This is a genomic window from Campylobacter sputorum (genome assembly GCF_002220775.1).
GTDB lineage: Bacteria > Campylobacterota > Campylobacteria > Campylobacterales > Campylobacteraceae > Campylobacter_F > Campylobacter_F bovis.
This window is the reverse complement of sequence record NZ_CP019685.1, coordinates 407,570-424,351: the sequence shown is the minus strand read 5'-3', so window position 1 is coordinate 424,351 and position 16,782 is coordinate 407,570. Positions and strand designations below refer to the sequence as shown.

At 30.1% G+C, this 16,782-nt stretch carries 19 protein-coding genes and 5 tRNA genes; 1 reads left to right on the top strand and 23 read right to left on the bottom strand.

Annotation, left to right across the window (positions count from 1 at the left end):
• Position 1: 1 nt before the first annotated feature.
• The 17 genes from secE to CSPB_RS02120 all read right to left on the bottom strand — a co-directional run bounded on the left by secE (position 2) and on the right by CSPB_RS02120 (position 10,506).
• Positions 2-181 carry a preprotein translocase subunit SecE gene (gene secE, locus CSPB_RS02200; RefSeq protein ID WP_033916500.1) on the bottom strand — a complete coding sequence of 60 codons (180 nt, stop codon included), beginning with the start codon at positions 179-181 and terminating at the stop codon, positions 2-4.
• Between the two features lie 16 nt (positions 182-197).
• A tRNA-Trp gene (locus CSPB_RS02195) sits at positions 198-273 on the bottom strand.
• 16 nt (positions 274-289) lie between these two features.
• Positions 290-457: a 50S ribosomal protein L33 gene (gene rpmG, locus CSPB_RS02190; RefSeq protein ID WP_033916501.1), complete on the bottom strand. Its 168-nt coding sequence runs from the start codon at positions 455-457 to the stop codon at positions 290-292.
• 50 nt (positions 458-507) lie between these two features.
• The gene (gene tuf, locus CSPB_RS02185; RefSeq protein WP_033916502.1) at positions 508-1,707 is read right to left on the bottom strand and encodes an elongation factor Tu; all 1,200 of its coding nucleotides are present in this window, start codon (positions 1,705-1,707) and stop codon (positions 508-510) included.
• Between the two features lie 66 nt (positions 1,708-1,773).
• A tRNA-Thr gene (locus CSPB_RS02180) sits at positions 1,774-1,848 on the bottom strand.
• Positions 1,849-1,967: 119 nt separating this feature from the next.
• Positions 1,968-2,044, bottom strand: a tRNA-Gly gene (locus tag CSPB_RS02175).
• Positions 2,045-2,053: 9 nt separating this feature from the next.
• Positions 2,054-2,138 (bottom strand) — tRNA-Tyr (locus tag CSPB_RS02170).
• Positions 2,139-2,183: 45 nt separating this feature from the next.
• Positions 2,184-2,259: transfer RNA gene (locus CSPB_RS02165), tRNA-Thr, on the bottom strand.
• Positions 2,260-2,350: 91 nt separating this feature from the next.
• Positions 2,351-3,052: a carboxy-S-adenosyl-L-methionine synthase CmoA gene (cmoA, locus tag CSPB_RS02160; protein WP_033916503.1), complete on the bottom strand. Its 702-nt coding sequence runs from the start codon at positions 3,050-3,052 to the stop codon at positions 2,351-2,353.
• Between the two features lie 20 nt (positions 3,053-3,072).
• Entirely contained in the window at positions 3,073-3,927 is an 855-nt protein-coding gene (locus CSPB_RS02155; protein ID WP_227484191.1) for a bifunctional riboflavin kinase/FAD synthetase, read from the bottom strand.
• Positions 3,887-4,588 carry a 23S rRNA (cytidine-2'-O)-methyltransferase TlyA gene (gene tlyA / locus CSPB_RS02150; protein ID WP_089192975.1) on the bottom strand — a complete coding sequence of 234 codons (702 nt, stop codon included), beginning with the start codon at positions 4,586-4,588 and terminating at the stop codon, positions 3,887-3,889. Before tlyA ends, CSPB_RS02155 begins: the two co-directional genes overlap by 41 nt.
• Positions 4,585-6,522: an NAD-dependent DNA ligase LigA gene (gene ligA, locus CSPB_RS02145; RefSeq protein ID WP_089192974.1), complete on the bottom strand. Its 1,938-nt coding sequence runs from the start codon at positions 6,520-6,522 to the stop codon at positions 4,585-4,587. The genes tlyA and ligA overlap by 4 nt, the downstream gene beginning before the upstream one ends.
• Before the next feature lie 5 nt (positions 6,523-6,527).
• Positions 6,528-7,664, bottom strand: a complete 1,137-nt coding sequence (folP, locus tag CSPB_RS02140; protein WP_089192973.1) for a dihydropteroate synthase — start codon at positions 7,662-7,664, stop codon at positions 6,528-6,530.
• A gap of 11 nt (positions 7,665-7,675) precedes the next feature.
• Positions 7,676-8,287, bottom strand: coding sequence for a DNA polymerase III subunit delta' (locus tag CSPB_RS02135; protein WP_089192972.1), 612 nt, complete (start codon positions 8,285-8,287; stop codon positions 7,676-7,678).
• A complete protein-coding gene (locus CSPB_RS02130) occupies positions 8,288-8,836 on the bottom strand; it encodes a HobA family DNA replication regulator (RefSeq protein ID WP_033916509.1) in 549 nt (182 codons plus the stop codon).
• Between the two features lie 3 nt (positions 8,837-8,839).
• Positions 8,840-10,039, bottom strand: coding sequence for an aspartate kinase (locus tag CSPB_RS02125; protein WP_089192971.1), 1,200 nt, complete (start codon positions 10,037-10,039; stop codon positions 8,840-8,842).
• Entirely contained in the window at positions 10,039-10,506 is a 468-nt protein-coding gene (locus CSPB_RS02120; RefSeq protein WP_033916511.1) for an RNA pyrophosphohydrolase, read from the bottom strand. Before CSPB_RS02120 ends, CSPB_RS02125 begins: the two co-directional genes overlap by 1 nt.
• Before the next feature lie 98 nt (positions 10,507-10,604).
• On the opposite strand from CSPB_RS02120, the gene hemW reads away from it, so the two are divergent.
• The gene (gene hemW / locus CSPB_RS02115; protein WP_089192970.1) at positions 10,605-11,654 is read left to right on the top strand and encodes a radical SAM family heme chaperone HemW; all 1,050 of its coding nucleotides are present in this window, start codon (positions 10,605-10,607) and stop codon (positions 11,652-11,654) included.
• A gap of 8 nt (positions 11,655-11,662) precedes the next feature.
• On the opposite strand, the gene rpsR is transcribed toward hemW, so the two are convergent.
• From rpsR to CSPB_RS02085, 6 genes are all read right to left on the bottom strand, one after another.
• Entirely contained in the window at positions 11,663-11,923 is a 261-nt protein-coding gene (gene rpsR / locus CSPB_RS02110) for a 30S ribosomal protein S18 (protein WP_089189080.1), read from the bottom strand.
• Between the two features lie 14 nt (positions 11,924-11,937).
• On the bottom strand, positions 11,938-12,516 hold the full coding sequence (locus CSPB_RS02105; RefSeq protein ID WP_089192969.1) for a single-stranded DNA-binding protein: 579 nt from the start codon (positions 12,514-12,516) through the stop codon (positions 11,938-11,940).
• A gap of 9 nt (positions 12,517-12,525) precedes the next feature.
• Positions 12,526-12,945 (bottom strand): 30S ribosomal protein S6, encoded by a 420-nt coding sequence (gene rpsF, locus CSPB_RS02100; RefSeq protein ID WP_089192968.1) that lies wholly within the window; start codon positions 12,943-12,945, stop codon positions 12,526-12,528.
• A gap of 93 nt (positions 12,946-13,038) precedes the next feature.
• On the bottom strand, positions 13,039-14,031 hold the full coding sequence (holA, locus tag CSPB_RS02095; RefSeq protein WP_089192967.1) for a DNA polymerase III subunit delta: 993 nt from the start codon (positions 14,029-14,031) through the stop codon (positions 13,039-13,041).
• A complete protein-coding gene (locus CSPB_RS02090; RefSeq protein ID WP_089192966.1) occupies positions 14,024-15,946 on the bottom strand; it encodes an RNB domain-containing ribonuclease in 1,923 nt (640 codons plus the stop codon). The genes holA and CSPB_RS02090 overlap by 8 nt, the downstream gene beginning before the upstream one ends.
• Positions 15,943-16,761 carry an HDOD domain-containing protein gene (locus CSPB_RS02085; protein WP_089192965.1) on the bottom strand — a complete coding sequence of 273 codons (819 nt, stop codon included), beginning with the start codon at positions 16,759-16,761 and terminating at the stop codon, positions 15,943-15,945. Before CSPB_RS02085 ends, CSPB_RS02090 begins: the two co-directional genes overlap by 4 nt.
• Between the last annotated feature and the right edge of the window lie 21 nt (positions 16,762-16,782).

Sequence of the window (16,782 nt, the reverse complement as noted above, 5' to 3'; positions counted from 1 at the left end):
ATTACACTAGTTTCGAAATACTAAAAGACATAATCAGATCAACCAAAGCTAAAAATAGAGATATTACAGTAACTACTATAACAACAGTGATAAATGCATTTCTCATTTGCTCTTTTGTAGGAAATATAACTTTTCCTAACTCAGCTTTCGACATATTAAAATAACTTATTAACTTTTCCATATATAACCTTATCAAATGGCAGGGCAGGAGGGATTCGAACCCCCAACCATCGGATTTGGAATCCGGCGCTCTACCGTTGGAGCTACTGCCCTAAATGGCTTTCGCCCACTATTTTAGTTTTATCTCTTTGTGAATAGTATGCTTTTTTAATCTTGGACAATATTTTTTTAATTCTAACTTTTCTGTAGTTGTTTTTGTGTTTTTGTATGTTGAATAATTTATATCTCCACACTCAGAACATTTTAAACCTACTTTAACTCTACTAGAATTTGCCATATTAATATTCCTTCAATACAAAATGACAGGGTAGTACCCTGTCTAAAAATTTATTCTATTATTTTTGAAACAACACCTGAACCGATTGTATGACCGCCTTCACGAATCGCAAATCTAGTTCCTTGCTCAAGAGCAATTGGGTTTATAAGTTCAACTGTAAGTTTTACATTATCACCAGGCATAACCATCTCTGTTCCCTCAGGAAGAGATATAGAACCTGTTACATCTGTTGTTCTAACATAAAATTGTGGTCTATAGTTACTAAAGAAAGGAGTATGTCTACCACCTTCATCTTTTGTAAGAATATAAACTTCACCTTCAAATTTCTTATGAGGAGTAATTGATTTTGGTTTACATAAAACCATACCTCTTTCTACATCTTCTTTTTTTGTACCTCTTAACAAAATACCAACATTATCTCCAGCCTCACCTTGATCTAGCTCTTTTCTAAACATTTCAACACCAGTAACTGTTGTTGTTTGAGTAGGTCTAATACCAACTATCTCAATAGTCTCACCAACTTTTACTACACCTTTTTCAATTCTACCTGTTACAACTGTACCACGACCAGAAATTGAGAAGATATCTTCGATTGGCATAAGGAAATCTTTATCTGTATCTCTTGTTGGAGTTGGGATATAACTATCAACAGCATCCATAAGTTTCATAATTTTAGCAGACCATTCACCCTCTGTTCCAGCTTTTGCTTCTTCTAAAGCTTTAAGTGCAGAACCTATTACGATTGGAGTATCATCTCCAGGGAAATCATATTCATTTAATAAATCTCTAACCTCAACTTCAACTAACTCTATAAGCTCAGCATCATCAACCATATCTTCTTTATTTAAGAAAACAACTATGTATGGAACACCAACTTGTCTTGATAGTAGAATATGCTCTCTAGTTTGTGGCATTGGACCATCTGCAGCTGAACATACAAGAATAGCACCATCCATTTGCGCAGCACCAGTAATCATGTTTTTAACATAGTCAGCGTGACCAGGGCAATCAACATGTGCATAGTGGCGTTTTTCTGTTTCATACTCTATGTGTGATGTAGCAATAGTAATACCACGCTCTTTTTCTTCAGGCGCATTATCAATATTGTCATAATCTTTAAGCTCAGCAAGACCTCTTCTTGATAGAACCGCAGATATAGCAGCTGTTAAAGTAGTTTTACCATGATCAACGTGACCAATAGTACCAATGTTTACGTGTGGCTTGTTACGTGTAAATTTTTCTTTAGCCATTTCTTCCTCCGTCTTATGATATATTTTTTTTAATATCAAGTTTGTGTATATAAGCAATACTTAGCGTGGAGCTCATAGCGGGACTTGAACCCGCGACCTCTTCCTTACCAAGGAAGTGCTCTACCTCTGAGCCATATGAGCACTTTAAGTGTCAAGGCAAAGCAGAGTTTCGCTTCTTATTCACAAACAACTATAATGGAAACCATGGCTAGTAAACTGTTTTAAGATATCTACAGCTCCCAGTTTTAGGTATCCAAAAGTGGAGCGGGAAACGGGGCTCGAACCCGCGACCCTCAGCTTGGAAGGCTGATGCTCTAGCCAACTGAGCTACTCCCGCATGTAGCAATGGTGGTGAGACGTGGATTCGAACCACGGAAGACATAGTCAGCAGATTTACAGTCTGCCCTCGTTGGCCTCTTGAGTATCTCACCTCAAAATATTGCTTTTATTGTCTGGTCAAACACTGTTACACAAAATGGAGCTGGTGAACGGACTTGAACCGCCGACCTACTGCTTACAAGGCAGTAGCTCTACCAACTGAGCTACACCAGCATCCTTAAATCGTGAAAGCAAATTATATCTTAAAAAATAATCTATGTCAATACTTTGTAACAAAAATATATAAAAAACATAAAAATTTTTACTAAAAAGCTAAAAAAACTGCAAAATTTGCCCACTTAAATATACATTCCATATTTTTAAATCCAGCATTCTTTACCATTTGATAATTTTCTTCTTGAGTATATGGAATCAAAACATTTTCCAATGCTTCTCTTTTTTGAGATATTTCAAATTTACTATATCCTTGTTTTTCTTTATAATCTTCATAAATTTCTATAATATTTTTTGTAAATTTTTTATCCTCAAAAACAAGTTTTTCAGAAAATAACAATACCCCATCATCATTTAAGTTGTTATAAAGTTTTTTTATAAACTCATCTCTTTTTATAGGTCTAATAAATTGCAAAGTATAATTTAAAATAAATGCATCACTTTTTACAAAGTCGCAATCAAGTATGTCGCACTCTTTAAACACTATTTTTGCACCATATGCTATGGACTTATTTTTAGCTATTTCAAGCATTTTTGGAGCATTGTCATATCCATATAAAATCAAATCTTTTCTTAAATCATACAATTTTAATAAAGTTGAAGCAGTTGAACAACCAAGATCACAAACTACGGCATTTTCTTTTAGTATTTTTGACAAAATATCTACACTCAAGCTTTGAGAAATTTCATAATACGGCACAGAACGGGATATCATATCATCAAAAACTGTTGCTACACTTTCATCAAATTCGAACTGTTTTGAAATTGGTTTTTTAAAAATATCGTCTTTCATTTATAATCTTTGTATTAAATTTAGTATTGTTTGGAATTCTCAAGCATTATTTTAGATTTTTGTATATCTATACTTATCTGTTTTTTTAATTCACAAAAAGAGCTAAATTTAGCGTTATCTCTTATATAATCTACAAAATACAGCTCAACAAAATCTACTTTTTCATTAATATTTTCATCTATAATGTGCGTTTCTACCGCAAAATTATTATCACTAGAAACTCTATTGCCTATAAAAGTTACACAATCATAATATTTTTTATTTATTCTTGCTCTTGCGGAATAAACGCCATCTTTTGGTAAAATATAATCTTTTATATATAAATTTAAAGTAGGATAAATTTCTTTTTTGCCAATGCCTTGACCTTTTATAACATTGCCCTCAATACAATACTCTCTACCTAAAAATTTATTTGCTTCATAAATTTTTCCATCTTTTAAAAATTTTTTTATATTTGAGCTATGAACACCAATTCCATCTATTTTAAATTCATCAACAACTATAGTTTTGCCACTAAAAAAATTTTTCAAATCAAATGTATCGCAAACTCTGTTTTTACCAAATCTAAAATCACAGCCTACGACTATTGTTTTTAAATTTACAAAATCATTACAAAGCGCATCTATAAACTCATCCCCACTCATATTTTTTATTAGCTCAAAATCATAATAAAAGCATGGAAATTTAGAGTATTGTGATCTTTTTATACCAGGAGTTAAACACTTCTTATTCATCTGTATAACAAGCAAAGCACCTTTTTTGGTAAGTTTTTTTAAAAGTTCTTTATGACCTTTATGAATTCCATCAAAAGTTCCAATGGCAATAGAATCTATATCAAATTTGTCTAAATGCATAAAAATACTCTTTGTTTCCATTTTTTCCACTTATATTGCACTCTTTTGTTAAAATAATTTCAAGTCCTAAATTTATACAAAATAGCTCAAAATCTCTTCTAGCAGATATTACAGCTTTTTGATCCATTACAACGCCTTTTTTATTTCTTTTTGCAAAAATCCCCACTTCAAATTGCGGTTTAAAAAGCGTTATTATGATACCTTTTGTTAAATTTTTTAAATTTTGCATTATGTTTTTAAGCGATATAAAAGATACATCGCAAGTTATGATATCAAATTTAACCTCACTTTTAAAATCCCTAATATCTGTGTTTTCCATAACTATAACTCTGCTATCATTTCTTAAATTTTTATCAAGCTGCATTGTACCAACATCAAGAGCAGTTACGCTTTTTACACCATTTTGAAGCAAAATTTCTACAAACCCACCAGTTGAACTTCCTACATCAAGCACATTCATAGAATTTAAATTTAAATTAAGTTCTTTTAAAAATGGTTTTAATTTTAAAGCCCCTCTTGATACAAAAATTTGTTCATTTAGTGATATTTCTCCACTAATTACATTAGCGCTTGGGGAATTTGATAACTTACCATCTAAAAAAACTTTATCTTCTTTTATTAAATTTAACGCTTTATTTCTACTGATATTTAGCTTATTTGCGACAAATTGATCAAATCTCACAAAAGCTTCTCGTATTCGTCTTCATTTATCGTTTTTACACCAAGATTAACTGCTTTATCAAACTTACTTCCAGCTTCATCTCCATATAAAACATAATCAGTTTTTTTAGAAACCGAGTTTGTAACTTTTGCACCAAAACTTTCAAGTTCTCTTTTAAAATCATCTCTAGGTTTACTTAAAGTTCCTGTTATAACTATAATTTTTCCAGTAAATGCATTATTTATAATGCCCTGCTCTTTTGTAATTGGAGTTATAAAACTGAGTAAATTTTCTATTTTTTGTCTATTTATAGATACAAACTGAATATAACTCTTTGCCATTATTTCGCCAAAACCATCCAAACAAAGCAGATCATTATAACTCAAATTTAACCAATCATTAGGATATGCCTTGGCTATCTTTTTAGCAGCTACAATGCCTATATGTTCTATCCCAAGAGATGTTATAAAACGCTCAAGCTCTCTTGTCTTGCTATCTTCTATCGCATTTAAAAGGTTTGATATCTTTTTATCTTTAAATCCATCTAAATCCCTAAAATCCTCATCTTTAAGCGTGTAGATATCTGAAATAGAGTTTATTTTACCACTATTTACAAGAAGTTCAACTATAGCATCTCCAAGACCATCTATATCCATACAAGTTTTAGATGCAAAATATATAATAGAATTTATAACTCTAGCCCTACAATCAATATTTTGACATTTGATAAAAACACCCTCATCTAGCAGTTTTGAAGAGCACACAGGACAAAACTCAGGTCTATAAATTTTACTTTGCGAACCATCTCTCCTGTCTTTAAAAACATTTGTAATTTTTGGTATCACATCGCCACTTCTTATAATATTTACAAAATCATTCTTCATAAGTCCCAAACGTTCAATCTCATCAAAGTTATGAAGAGTTGCGGATTTTACATTTGCCCCGTCTATATTCACAGGCTCTAAAACCCCAACAGGAGTTACAACACCGCTTCGTCCAACTTGCAAAGTAATATCTAAAAGCTTAGTAACTTTTTCTATAGCTGGAAATTTATATGCTACCATAAATTTTGGAAACTTAACAGTATATCCAAGCTCTGTGCATTTTTGTAAATCATCAACTCTTATAACCATACCATCCATCATAATAGACTTTTTATCTCTATTTAACAAAAGATGATTATAAGCATCTTTTATCTCATCTGCATTTTTACACACTTTTAAAAAATCATCTTGCATAAAACCAAGAGAGCGTATAAACGCCATAATCTCACTATGCTTTTTAAATTTTAACGAATTACTTCCAACACTCCAAGGCAAAAACATAAGTTTTCTACTAGCAGTTACTTTACTATCAAGCTGTCTTAAGCTTCCTGCGGCTGCATTTCTTGGATTTGAAAATAAAGGCTGTGAATTTTTTGCTCTTTCATCATTGATAAGATCAAAATCACTCTTTTTTATAACAACTTCTCCGCGTATTTCTATGCTTTCTTTATAGTCAATTTTAAGCGGAATCGAAGTTATAGTTTTTGCATTTAAAGTTACATTTTCTCCAATCAAACCATCGCCTCTTGTTGTAGCTTTAACCAAAATTCCATCTTCATATAATAAATTTAAACTAGCACCGTCAAATTTAGGCTCAACATAAAAATCGTTGTTAAATTTCAAACCCCTATTTATCCAAGCAATAAGTTCGTCATTATTAAAAATATCTTCCATTGACCACATTGGTGCTATATGAGTTGATTTTTCAAACTTTTCGCTTATAGCTCCACCTACTCTTAATGTAGGAGAATAAGCCAAAATCTCATCATTATGAGCATTTTCATACTCAAGTACTTCATGGTACAGTTTATCATACTCATCATCTGTTGCGATTGGATTATCTAATGTATAATAAGCTTTTGCCCATAAATTTAGCGTTTCTACAGCATTTTTGTATTGATTTTTATCCATTTTATTTACCACAAAGATAATTCATTCATAACTTTATGCATTTTAAACATTTGAACATGTTCTTTAACATCGTGTGTTCTTATGATAGTTGCTCCGTTTTCAAACGCTTTTAGATGCAAATATAAACTTCCTGGAAGTCTATCTTTAACTTCACTTTTAGAATAGTAATTTATCACACTTTTTCTGCTTGCTCCTACAAAAAGTGGATATCCAAAATGCAAAAAATGCTCTAAATGTTTTATAAGAAGCATATTATCACTAGCACTTTTTCCAAATCCAATACCAACATCTAAAACCAACTTTTTAGCACCATAGCTCAAACATTCTTCTATCTTATTTGCAAAAAATTTATCCATATCGTTCATCAAATCATCATATTTTGGATCTTCTTGCATATTTTTTGGATTTCCTTGCATATGCATCAAACAATACTCTACATCATACTTTGCCGCAAGTTTGCATAAAGTCGTATCTCCAGTAATATCATTTATCATCTTAAATCCATGATCTAAACAAAACTCCAAACAATAAGGATCGAAGCTATCTAAGCTAAATTTAGCCTTTTCATATAATTTTAATCTATAGACATCTTTTATAGTTTTTTCTATCCTTGCAAACTCTTCTTTAGAGCCACAATACTCACTTCCAGGTCTTGAGCTAACGCCGCCTATATCGATATAAGTAGCACCATCGTTTATAAATTGCTCTATTCTAGCAATAGATGTTTCACTACTTACTCTACTAGCTTCATTAAAACTATCTTTGTTTATATTTACAACACCCATTATATCTGGTTTGGTTGGCTTTATAAATTTATGCTTTAAAAAAGCTGATAATTTTTTTAGCTCAAAGTCCTGAATAGCTTCTTTTTTTGCTAACTCCTGCATCTGTTTATCACTTGCTATAAGTAAAGCTGTGCCAATTTCTTTTCCTAATATAGCTGTGCGATTGCACACAAGTTCCGCACCTATACTAAGCGCATCTTGTTTTAAGATATTTGCAGCTGGAGCTTTAATATTTTTAATCAAAAACAAATTTAAATTTGCCTTTTTTTTCATCTTTTGGATACCGATTTTATAAGGTTTTATTGTTTTACAAATTTCTTCAAAATTTGTATTATTGTCTATTTTATAAATTTCCATAATATATCCTTTTATTTTTTATATATCATTAGTAAAAGCGGTGTTAAAATAGTATGTGGTTTTGCATTTAATGTGATTAATGTAGATAACTTATAAAAGTATTCAAGTTCGTTTGCAGAAAAATTTATACCCTGTATAAATGCTGCATATAAAATATCATCAAACAGCTTTAAAAGTTCGTTTTTATCTAGCTTATCTGATCTTTGCAAGGCTGATTTTTCATCTATAAATTCTACAATTTCTTTTAACTCAAGTTTTTTTAAATTTAAACCCACCTCGCTTCTTTGAATTTTTTGCAATCTATTTTTTATAACAAGGCGAGATTTGATCGTAGGAAGAAGCAAACTTTTAGAAGTTGTTACAATGCAAAAAAATATATTCTTAGGTGGCTCTTCTAAAATTTTTAAAAGAGTGTTTTGAGCTTCAACTCTATAATTTTTTGCCATTATAACAATGAGTTTTTTGCTAGCTTCAGCTATATAGCTTTCTTTTATGATATCTCTTGCGTCCTCTACTAAAAGCTCATCAACCTCAAAAAATCTAATATCATTTATATCATAATTTGCTAAAATTTCATTTTTTATACTTTCAAAATCATTGCTTATTATGATCTCACTTTGCATTTAAAAACTTACCTTTGCAGTAACTGCCGCCTCTACGCTCTTATCAAAAAGGCTATAAAGAGATAAAAATTTACTATCTATATTTTCATCTTTTGAGTTTAAAGAAAAACCATTTTGAGATTGTTCATCAAGTAACCACATATAGCTATCATCTCGACCTTTAGCAACTTGAGCTCTTTTATTTGAACTACTTCCTATATAAAAATATATAAATCCATTTGGAAAAGTTATTTCTAAAAGATCATCAAGTAGTGCCATTTCATCTTTTGAGCTAATATCATCTAAATTTGGATAAATTGACTTTAGTGAAAAAAATGGTAAAAGTGGTCTAGGCGATGCACTAATTGAACGCCTATTTATATTTGTTAAAAAATAGCTCAAAAACCACTCTCTTTGCTCATCGCAAATTAACAAAAAAACTCTACCATCAAGTAAGAACTTCAGTCTTGAAGCAAGAAGAGGAGACCACTCTTCCCTTCTTTCTTCCATCCAGCTCATAGAACCCTCAGCTCTTATGGCTTGTAAAGTCCATTTAAAAAAATCCATCATATATTATTTATCCAATTTATAAGCATCATGCAAAGCTCTAACAGCTAATTCGCCATATTTTTCGTGAACTATCATAGATATTTTTATCTCACTTGTAGAAATCATTTGTATATTTATGCCTTCTTTAGCAAGTGTGCTAAAGGCTAATGCAGCCACCCCGCTATGACTTTTCATACCAACGCCAACTATAGAAACTTTTACTATTTCGCTATTACATACTATTTCACTTGCAGGTGCAGTTTGACTCATAACTTCTTTTGCCAACTCAAGTTCATTTTGTGGTATAGTAAAGCCTATATTTGCAGTTCCATCAACACCAACATTTTGAATTATCATATCAACATTTATATCTTTTTTTGCAAGAGCAGAAAAAATCTCAGCTGCAATACCAGGTTTATCAACTACACCTCTTATAGTTACTCTAGCTTGATTTTTATCAAGTGCTATACCGCTAACTAATACTTCCTCCATATTATTCTCTCCTGTTATAAGTGTTCCTTCATTTTCATTAAAACTATTTCTAGTTATCAAATTTACATTTAATTTCTTTGCAAGTTCAACTGATCTATTTTGTAAAACTTTAGCACCAAGACTAGCAAGCTCTAGCATTTCATCATAGCTTATTTTGTCAAGTTTTTTAGCTTTTGGTTCAATCCTTGGATCTGTTGTATAAACGCCATCCACATCTGTATAAATTTCACATAAATCAGCATCCATTGCACCAGCTATAGCAACAGCACTAAGATCACTTCCGCCACGACCAAGAGTAGTTACATCTCCATTTTCATCAACTCCTTGAAAACCTGCTACTACAACTATTTTTCCAGTATCAAGTTCATTTTTCATTCTCCTTGTATCTATAGAGTGAATTCTTGCCTTGGTATGAAGATTATCAGTTAAAATTCCCGCCTGCCTTCCGCTAAGAGTTATGGCTTCATACCCCTTTGATACAAGAGCTATGCTAAGTAACGCACTTGTAACTCTCTCTCCCGCACTTAAAAGCTGATCCATTTCTCTGCCTTGAGGTTTTTTTGTAAAAAATTCGGCATACTCAATAAGTTTATTTGTAACACCACTCATAGCCGAAACAACAATAACTAAAGAGTGTCCTTCGTTTTTGTATTTTATAACTCTTTTGGCAACTTCATCTATACGCTCAAGCGTTCCCATGCTTGTTCCACCATATTTTTGAACAATTAACATTAAATGAATCCTTCCTTTTTAAAATACTGTATCACTTTACCATAAATTGGTCTTTTAAAATGTTTTATATAATCAAAAATTTTATCTACAGGCACAAATTTATGATCTATAAATTCTGGATGCTTAGTATTTGTATTTATATTTTGTAGAGATCTTAAACGAACTAAAAAGTACTTTTGAGTTTGACCATCAAAAGGATACATCTTTGCAGATACATGCCCTGGAAAGTCATAACTAAGCCAATGCGGATATTCCCCAATTACTTCTATATCATTTGTACCAATTTCTTCTTTTAATTCCCTAAAAAGAGCTGTTTTAGCACTCTCGCCATCATCAATTCCACCTTGTGGAAACTGCCAAATATTTTCCATATCATTTCTTTTTGCTATGAAAATATTACACTTAAAAGGATAAGATGGAGAAAGAATCACCGCAGCAACATTTGGTCTATACTTTTTTTCTGCCATAACTCCAACTTGTTTTATCAATTTGGCTAAATTTTAGCGAAAAATAGATTAAATTTTAGTTATTTGGTTATAATAAAAATAAACTTTTGGAAAATAATTTGCTACTTTATATACATATTCCATTTTGTGAACAAAAATGCCCTTACTGTTCTTTTGGCTCAAGTGTTTCTTATGGCAACGATACAATAAAAGCATATTTTGATGCTATAAAAAGAGAATTTGAACACACTATAACTATCTTAAAAGATGTAAAAATACAAACTATGTTTATAGGTGGCGGAACACCAAGTGTGGTTAATAGTAAGAATTATGAAAAACTTTTTAAAATGGTTGAAAAATATTTAGATACAAGTGCCGAAATAACAGTTGAAGCAAATCCAAACTCAGCTAAATTTAATTGGCTAAAAGATATGAAAAACTATGGGGTAAATAGAGTAAGCTTTGGTGCTCAAAGCTTTATAGAAAAAAAACTTAAATTTTTAGGGCGAATACATAATTCAAAAGATATATTTAATGCCATAAACAATGCGAATAAAGCAGGTTTTGAAAATATAAATATAGACTTAATGTATGGCAGCAAAGAAGATAATAAAAATTCACTTTGCATAGAACTTGAAAATTTAAAAAAATTAAATATAACGCATGTTAGTGCGTATTCCTTAACATTGGAAGAAAATACACCTTTTTATAAAAAGATAGATTATGCAAAAGATGATGAAAATTTGGCTAAATTTTTTATAGAAGGAATTATAAATTTAGGTTTCAAACAATATGAAATATCAAATTTTGGCAACATTTGCAAACACAACCTTGGATACTGGAAATTAAAAAATTATATTGGGCTTGGTGCATTTTCGGTAGGATACATAGATACTAAAAGATATTTTAATCAAAAAAATATAAATAAATACATACAAAATCCAACAAAAAAAATAGTAGAAAATTTATCGCTCGAAGATATAAAATTTGAAAAAATATTTCTAGGTTTGCGAAGTATTGTGGGTGTAAATAAAAGTATATTAAATAAAAAAGAGATTAAAAACGCAGAATTTTTAGTTGAAAATCAAAAACTTGAGTTAAAAAACGGAATTTTTTATAATAAAAATTATCTTTTGTCAGATGAGTTAGCCCTTTTTATAAAGAGCTAACAATGATATTAAAGACCCTCAAAAGGATTTGTAACTACATCATCCCTATCAACTATATAAGGTATGATAGCTGCTTGTCTAGCTCTTTTTATAGCCTTTTCAACCATCTCTTGATATCTTTTAGATGTACCTGTTAAGCGTCTTGGCATAATTTTAAAACGCTCTGAAAGGCAATATTTTAATAATGCTGTATCTTTATAATCGATAAACTCAATTTTTGCTTCTGTATATTTACAATATTTTTTAGAATATTTTCTTTTTTCTGCCATTGTATTTTCCTTGATTAAAATGGTATTTCATCATCACCGCTGTCAAATTTATCAGAATCGACATCGATTTCTTGGATTTTTTCTTCAAAATCATCGTAATAATTATCCTGAGGTTTAGACTGAGCTTTATTAGTTGTTTGAGAAAAACCTTGTGAATAACTATTTTGACTTTGTCTATTTTGATTGTCATAATTTTGCGAATAACCACTATTTTGATAATTTTGGTTACCATAATTTTGAGAATATCCACCACCTTGTTGGTTATTATTTCCAGCACCTAGCATCTCCATATTTTCTACTACTATGCTATGCTTACTTCTATTTTGTCCGTTATTATCAGTCCATTGATCAAATTTAAGTCTACCCTCAACAAGTAGTTTAGAACCCTTAGATAGATATTGATTGGCAATTTCTGCAGTTCTTCCGAAAAAAGATATATCAACAAAGCATGTTTCTTCTCTTTTCTCACCACCTTGAGTGCTATATTTTCTAGTTACTGCAATAGCACTATTACCTATCGCGGAACCGCTAGTAGAGTAGCGAAGTTCTATATCTCTAGTTAAATTACCTACCAAAACTACTTTGTTAAACATAAATTATCCTTAATTTTCTTCTTTTGGTTCTTGTTCCTGATTTTCTTTTGGAGTTCTTGGTTCTTTTGGAGTTCTCTCTTTTTTAGCAATTTCGCTAAATTTAATACCTTTACTTAGTTTTTCCCATGCAGAAATTTCTAATTTATTTTCATATTTAACTGTTAAAAATCTTATAATTTCTTCTGTTATTCTAAGATTTCTTACAAGTTCAGCTATTAGACTAGCTGGTGCTTTAAAATAGATTACAAAATAATTGCCACGATCATATTTTTTTATGGTATAAGCAAGTTTTCTTGTTCCCATTTCAATTACTGAAGCGATTTCGCCACCATTTTTTGTTATAACTTCTTTTACGAAGTCAAGCTTTGCTTTTGCTTCATCTTCTGTAAGCGTAGGCTTTAAGATGAACAAAACCTCATAATGTCTCATTTTTTTCTCCTTATGGATATATAGCTCATAATTTTTATTATGAGCAAGGGATTTTGTCTATTTAGACAAGCTGTTATTATACATCAAAATTACTTAATTTTTTCTGTTTAGGTAGATTATTTCTTGAAATCTAATTAAAGATGAGAGAAGAAAATATTTTTTATCTAAATTTGAATCGGTTTTTAGTTCGAATTCTACACTATTTAAAAACATAAAAAGTTCTTTGAATGTATTTAAGCTTAATTTTAAAGCCTGGGTTTGTAAAAATTTAGCTATATTTGTAGGAGGTGCGTAACCAATAGCAGCTTTTATATCGAAAGTTCCATTACTTTTTACATAAGAATGAATTTTAAAAAGTCTAAAAAGAGAAAGATAAATAGAATTTAAAAACGATATTTCATTAAAATTTGCACTCTCAAAGCACAAAAAAAAGTCATCTTTAAAATCTTTTAACTCTATTAATTTATTAAAAATTTCATCAAAACTTACAGGACTTAAACCAAAAACCAAATCTTTAACCATCTGTTCGTCTATCTTTTTTCCTAAATTTGATAATTTATTTAGCTCTGTTGCACTAAGATATAAATTTTCATTATGAATGCTATAAATTTGATAAAGTGCTGAAGTTGTTATATCAAGATGAAGTTTTTGGGCTTTTTTTACAAGTAAAGACACAGCTTCATTTGGATTGCTAGGTGCAAAAAATCTAACAAAATTTTGACCAAAAACCTTTGTGCTTTCAAGTGCGATTTTCATATCACTCTCATAAAACTCAAATAAAAATTTACAATCGCTATTTTTTTTGCAGGCATTTACCAAAACTTCAAGCTCTTTTTTTGGTATTTTACTATCTCTTTTTATATGCAAAACAGAATTTGAACTAAATAAATTTGGCTCTAAAAGAACAGATTTTGCAGCATTAAAATCATATTCGTCATAGTAAATTTGTGTACTTTCATCTTTACCATATAATTCTAAAATTTCTGCACTATACTCATCTATTTGATAATCATCACTACCAAAAACTAAAAAATAGTTTGGAAATTTTGAAGAGTTTAAGAGAGTTTCGAATTCTTTTTTATACATTTAATTTTTCAACTACTTTACCAATAATTTTTGTTGATGCTATATCAACTTCAGTGATTTTAACCATAACTTTTTGCAATAAATCGCAACTATAATTATTTATATAAATTCTTGCACCTTTTATCTCATCATCAAGTTTTGCAACGCAAATTTTATCATTTGAACTTATATAGCATTTAAAAACCTCACCTATCCTATCTTTAGCCCATCTCGCAAATTTTCTATCCATAAAATCAAATGCTACTTTATCGGCTTCTCTTTCAAGTTCATTTAAATTTACACATGTATCTTCTATATTTAAAATAAGGTAATTAAATTTTTTATTATCATTGTTTGCATTTGCTTTTAAAAGGCGGTGTAAAATGAGATCTGTATATCTTCTTATCGGACTTGTAAAATGAGAATATTCTTTAAATCCTAAGCCAAAATGCCCGTAACATTCATGCGAATACTCTGCTCTTTTTTGTGCTTTTATGATAAGCTTATCAACCTCTTCTCTTATTCCTATTTCACTACTTTTGGCTTGAATTTTTGCTATTAATTTTACTAAATCACTTTCATAACTAAAATTAAGCCCAAAAATACTTAAATCATCCAATAATTTATGTATTTTTTTGATATCAGCAACTCCGTGATTTCTAAAAATTCCCTTTTTAATCCTTTTTGCAGCAGCCTTGTTTGCAAGAAGCATACAATCTTCTATTAAAGAGTGTGATGGAGTTTCGTTTTCAAAACGGGTTGATTTTAAAGCAAAATCATCATCTAAAATCATTCTAAGATCTTTACTTCTAAAATCAAATCCATTTTTTAATCTATTTTCTTTTAATTTTTTAGTAACTTCAAAAAGTGGCAAAAGCCACGATAAAATCTCACTTTCTTTAGCTTTTTTACTTTCTAAAATTTCATCAACTTCATCATAATTATAACGCCTTTTTGAATTTATAATAGCTTCAAAAAGTTCTTCTTTTTTAGCATTTAAATTTTCATCTAAAGTTATTTTAAAACAATATGCAAGTCTATCCTCATTTGGCTTAAGAGAACAGATATTTTCACTTAAACTCCTTGGTAACATTGGAATAGCAATATGTGGAAAATATATGGAAAAACCGCGTTCTTTTGCCTCTTTGTCTATTGGGGTATAAGGCTCAACATAATGGCTTACATCAGCAATTGCTATGTAAATTTGATTATTTATTTTATCAAAATATATTGCATCGTCAAAATCTTTTGCATCAACTGGATCTATGGTGCAAAATGGCAAATGAGTAAGATCTATCCTGTCTTGATAAAAATTTTTATCAACTTTATCGCCCCAGCTAAGAGCTTGTGTTTGGCAGATATCTGGGAAATCTTTATGCTTATTATAAAGCGCCAAAGATATATCCATATCACAGCTTGGATCGTTTATATTTCCTATAACCTCAACAATCTCATTTGTGATGTTATCTATCTTTAAAAGTGTTCCAAGCGGCAATTCTTTAAGTGATTTTTGAGAAGCTTTAAGCTGCGATGAGAGCATAGTTGCTATATTTACACCAAGTATTGTTCCGCCAAAAGATTTAGTATACACAACGCTTGTTTTAATTTTTGCTTTTAAAATCATCAAAACTTTGGCTTTTAGTTTTTTGCCTTTCATAAGCTTAGCTACTACTATGTCGCCAATATGGGATCCATTTAAATCTCTAAATTCTACTATGATATCTTTTTTGATTTTTTCATCGTAAGTTTTTATATATCCAGTTTGATTACTAGAAATATCCAATCTTCCTATAACAAAACCATTATTTTGATAGTATCTGCTTTTATGTAGAGTTACAACATTTAAATTTTCTAAATTTCTTAAAATTTCCCTATGAGATAGGGAAACTTCACTTTCTTTGACGCCACTAAGTAGTTTTTTTAAAAAGATTTTCACTGTTCTTTTACTTTTTTTATAGCCTGTAAAAATACCTCTTTGTCTAAATTTGCTTTTTTAATCATAGGCAAAGTGTATTTTTCTAAATACTCATCTTCTAGTTGATAAAATATATTTACAGCACTTTTTACTATTTGAACCGCAACACAATAATCTTTTATATAAGTTGGTGCATTCATAGGATTATTTGAATGAAGAATAACATCAACAAGCTCTTTTTCTAAATTCCACTGCTCAAATATACTCGCAGTTACAACCTCATTTGATATGTTAAGAAACTTATTTTCTATCTCTGCAAGCTCTTGTATTGATTTTACATTTTTTATAGCATCTTTAAATTTATCTCCAAGACCTTGTTCTATAAGTTCATTTGCCAAAACTATTTTTCCTATCTCCATCAAAAAAGAAGCAGGTGATAAAATATCTAACATACTACTATCAACTTCTTTATACCAAGAAAGCATAAGAGCATTTTGCATAGAAGATATTATGAGAAATTTTTCTTCACCCATATTATATGGCAATAAATTTATATTAAAACTCCTTTTAACAGCACTTGATAGTGCAAAACCTTTAATAGTAGCCATACCAAAAAGAGAAATAGCACGACTAACATCATTTATCTCTCTGCTAAATCCATAAAGCGGTGAATTTGCTGAACGCAAAATATTTGCAGTAAGCATAGGGTCATTTTCTACAATCTTAGAAAGATCAGCTATTGAACTATCTGGATCATTGCAAATTTTTTGAATTCTAACAACAGTATCGCTAAGAGGCGGGAGTGCCTTTATTTTAGTGTATATAGTATCATTCATCGTATTTCTACCTAGTTAAAA

What these genes read in the sequence shown, in the direction of transcription:
- ligA (WP_089192974.1), bottom strand. Translation starts at nt 6,522, where the DNA reads ATGGATAAAAATCAATACAAAAATGCTGTAGAAACGCTAAATTTATGG.
- CSPB_RS02130 (WP_033916509.1), bottom strand. Translation starts at nt 8,836, where the DNA reads ATGATGGATTTTTTTAAATGGACTTTACAAGCCATAAGAGCTGAGGGT.
- rpsF (WP_089192968.1), bottom strand. Translation starts at nt 12,945, where the DNA reads ATGAGACATTATGAGGTTTTGTTCATCTTAAAGCCTACGCTTACAGAA.
- folP (WP_089192973.1), bottom strand. Translation starts at nt 7,664, where the DNA reads ATGGAAATTTATAAAATAGACAATAATACAAATTTTGAAGAAATTTGT.
- CSPB_RS02135 (WP_089192972.1), bottom strand. Translation starts at nt 8,287, where the DNA reads ATGCAAAGTGAGATCATAATAAGCAATGATTTTGAAAGTATAAAAAAT.
- cmoA (WP_033916503.1), bottom strand. Translation starts at nt 3,052, where the DNA reads ATGAAAGACGATATTTTTAAAAAACCAATTTCAAAACAGTTCGAATTT.
- secE (WP_033916500.1), bottom strand. Translation starts at nt 181, where the DNA reads ATGGAAAAGTTAATAAGTTATTTTAATATGTCGAAAGCTGAGTTAGGA.
- rpsR (WP_089189080.1), bottom strand. Translation starts at nt 11,923, where the DNA reads ATGGCAGAAAAAAGAAAATATTCTAAAAAATATTGTAAATATACAGAA.
- CSPB_RS02155 (WP_227484191.1), bottom strand. Translation starts at nt 3,927, where the DNA reads ATGGAAACAAAGAGTATTTTTATGCATTTAGACAAATTTGATATAGAT.
- CSPB_RS02125 (WP_089192971.1), bottom strand. Translation starts at nt 10,039, where the DNA reads ATGTTAATTGTTCAAAAATATGGTGGAACAAGCATGGGAACGCTTGAG.
- rpmG (WP_033916501.1), bottom strand. Translation starts at nt 457, where the DNA reads ATGGCAAATTCTAGTAGAGTTAAAGTAGGTTTAAAATGTTCTGAGTGT.
- tuf (WP_033916502.1), bottom strand. Translation starts at nt 1,707, where the DNA reads ATGGCTAAAGAAAAATTTACACGTAACAAGCCACACGTAAACATTGGT.
- CSPB_RS02105 (WP_089192969.1), bottom strand. Translation starts at nt 12,516, where the DNA reads ATGTTTAACAAAGTAGTTTTGGTAGGTAATTTAACTAGAGATATAGAA.
- CSPB_RS02085 (WP_089192965.1), bottom strand. Translation starts at nt 16,761, where the DNA reads ATGAATGATACTATATACACTAAAATAAAGGCACTCCCGCCTCTTAGC.
- holA (WP_089192967.1), bottom strand. Translation starts at nt 14,031, where the DNA reads ATGTATAAAAAAGAATTCGAAACTCTCTTAAACTCTTCAAAATTTCCA.
- CSPB_RS02120 (WP_033916511.1), bottom strand. Translation starts at nt 10,506, where the DNA reads ATGGCAGAAAAAAAGTATAGACCAAATGTTGCTGCGGTGATTCTTTCT.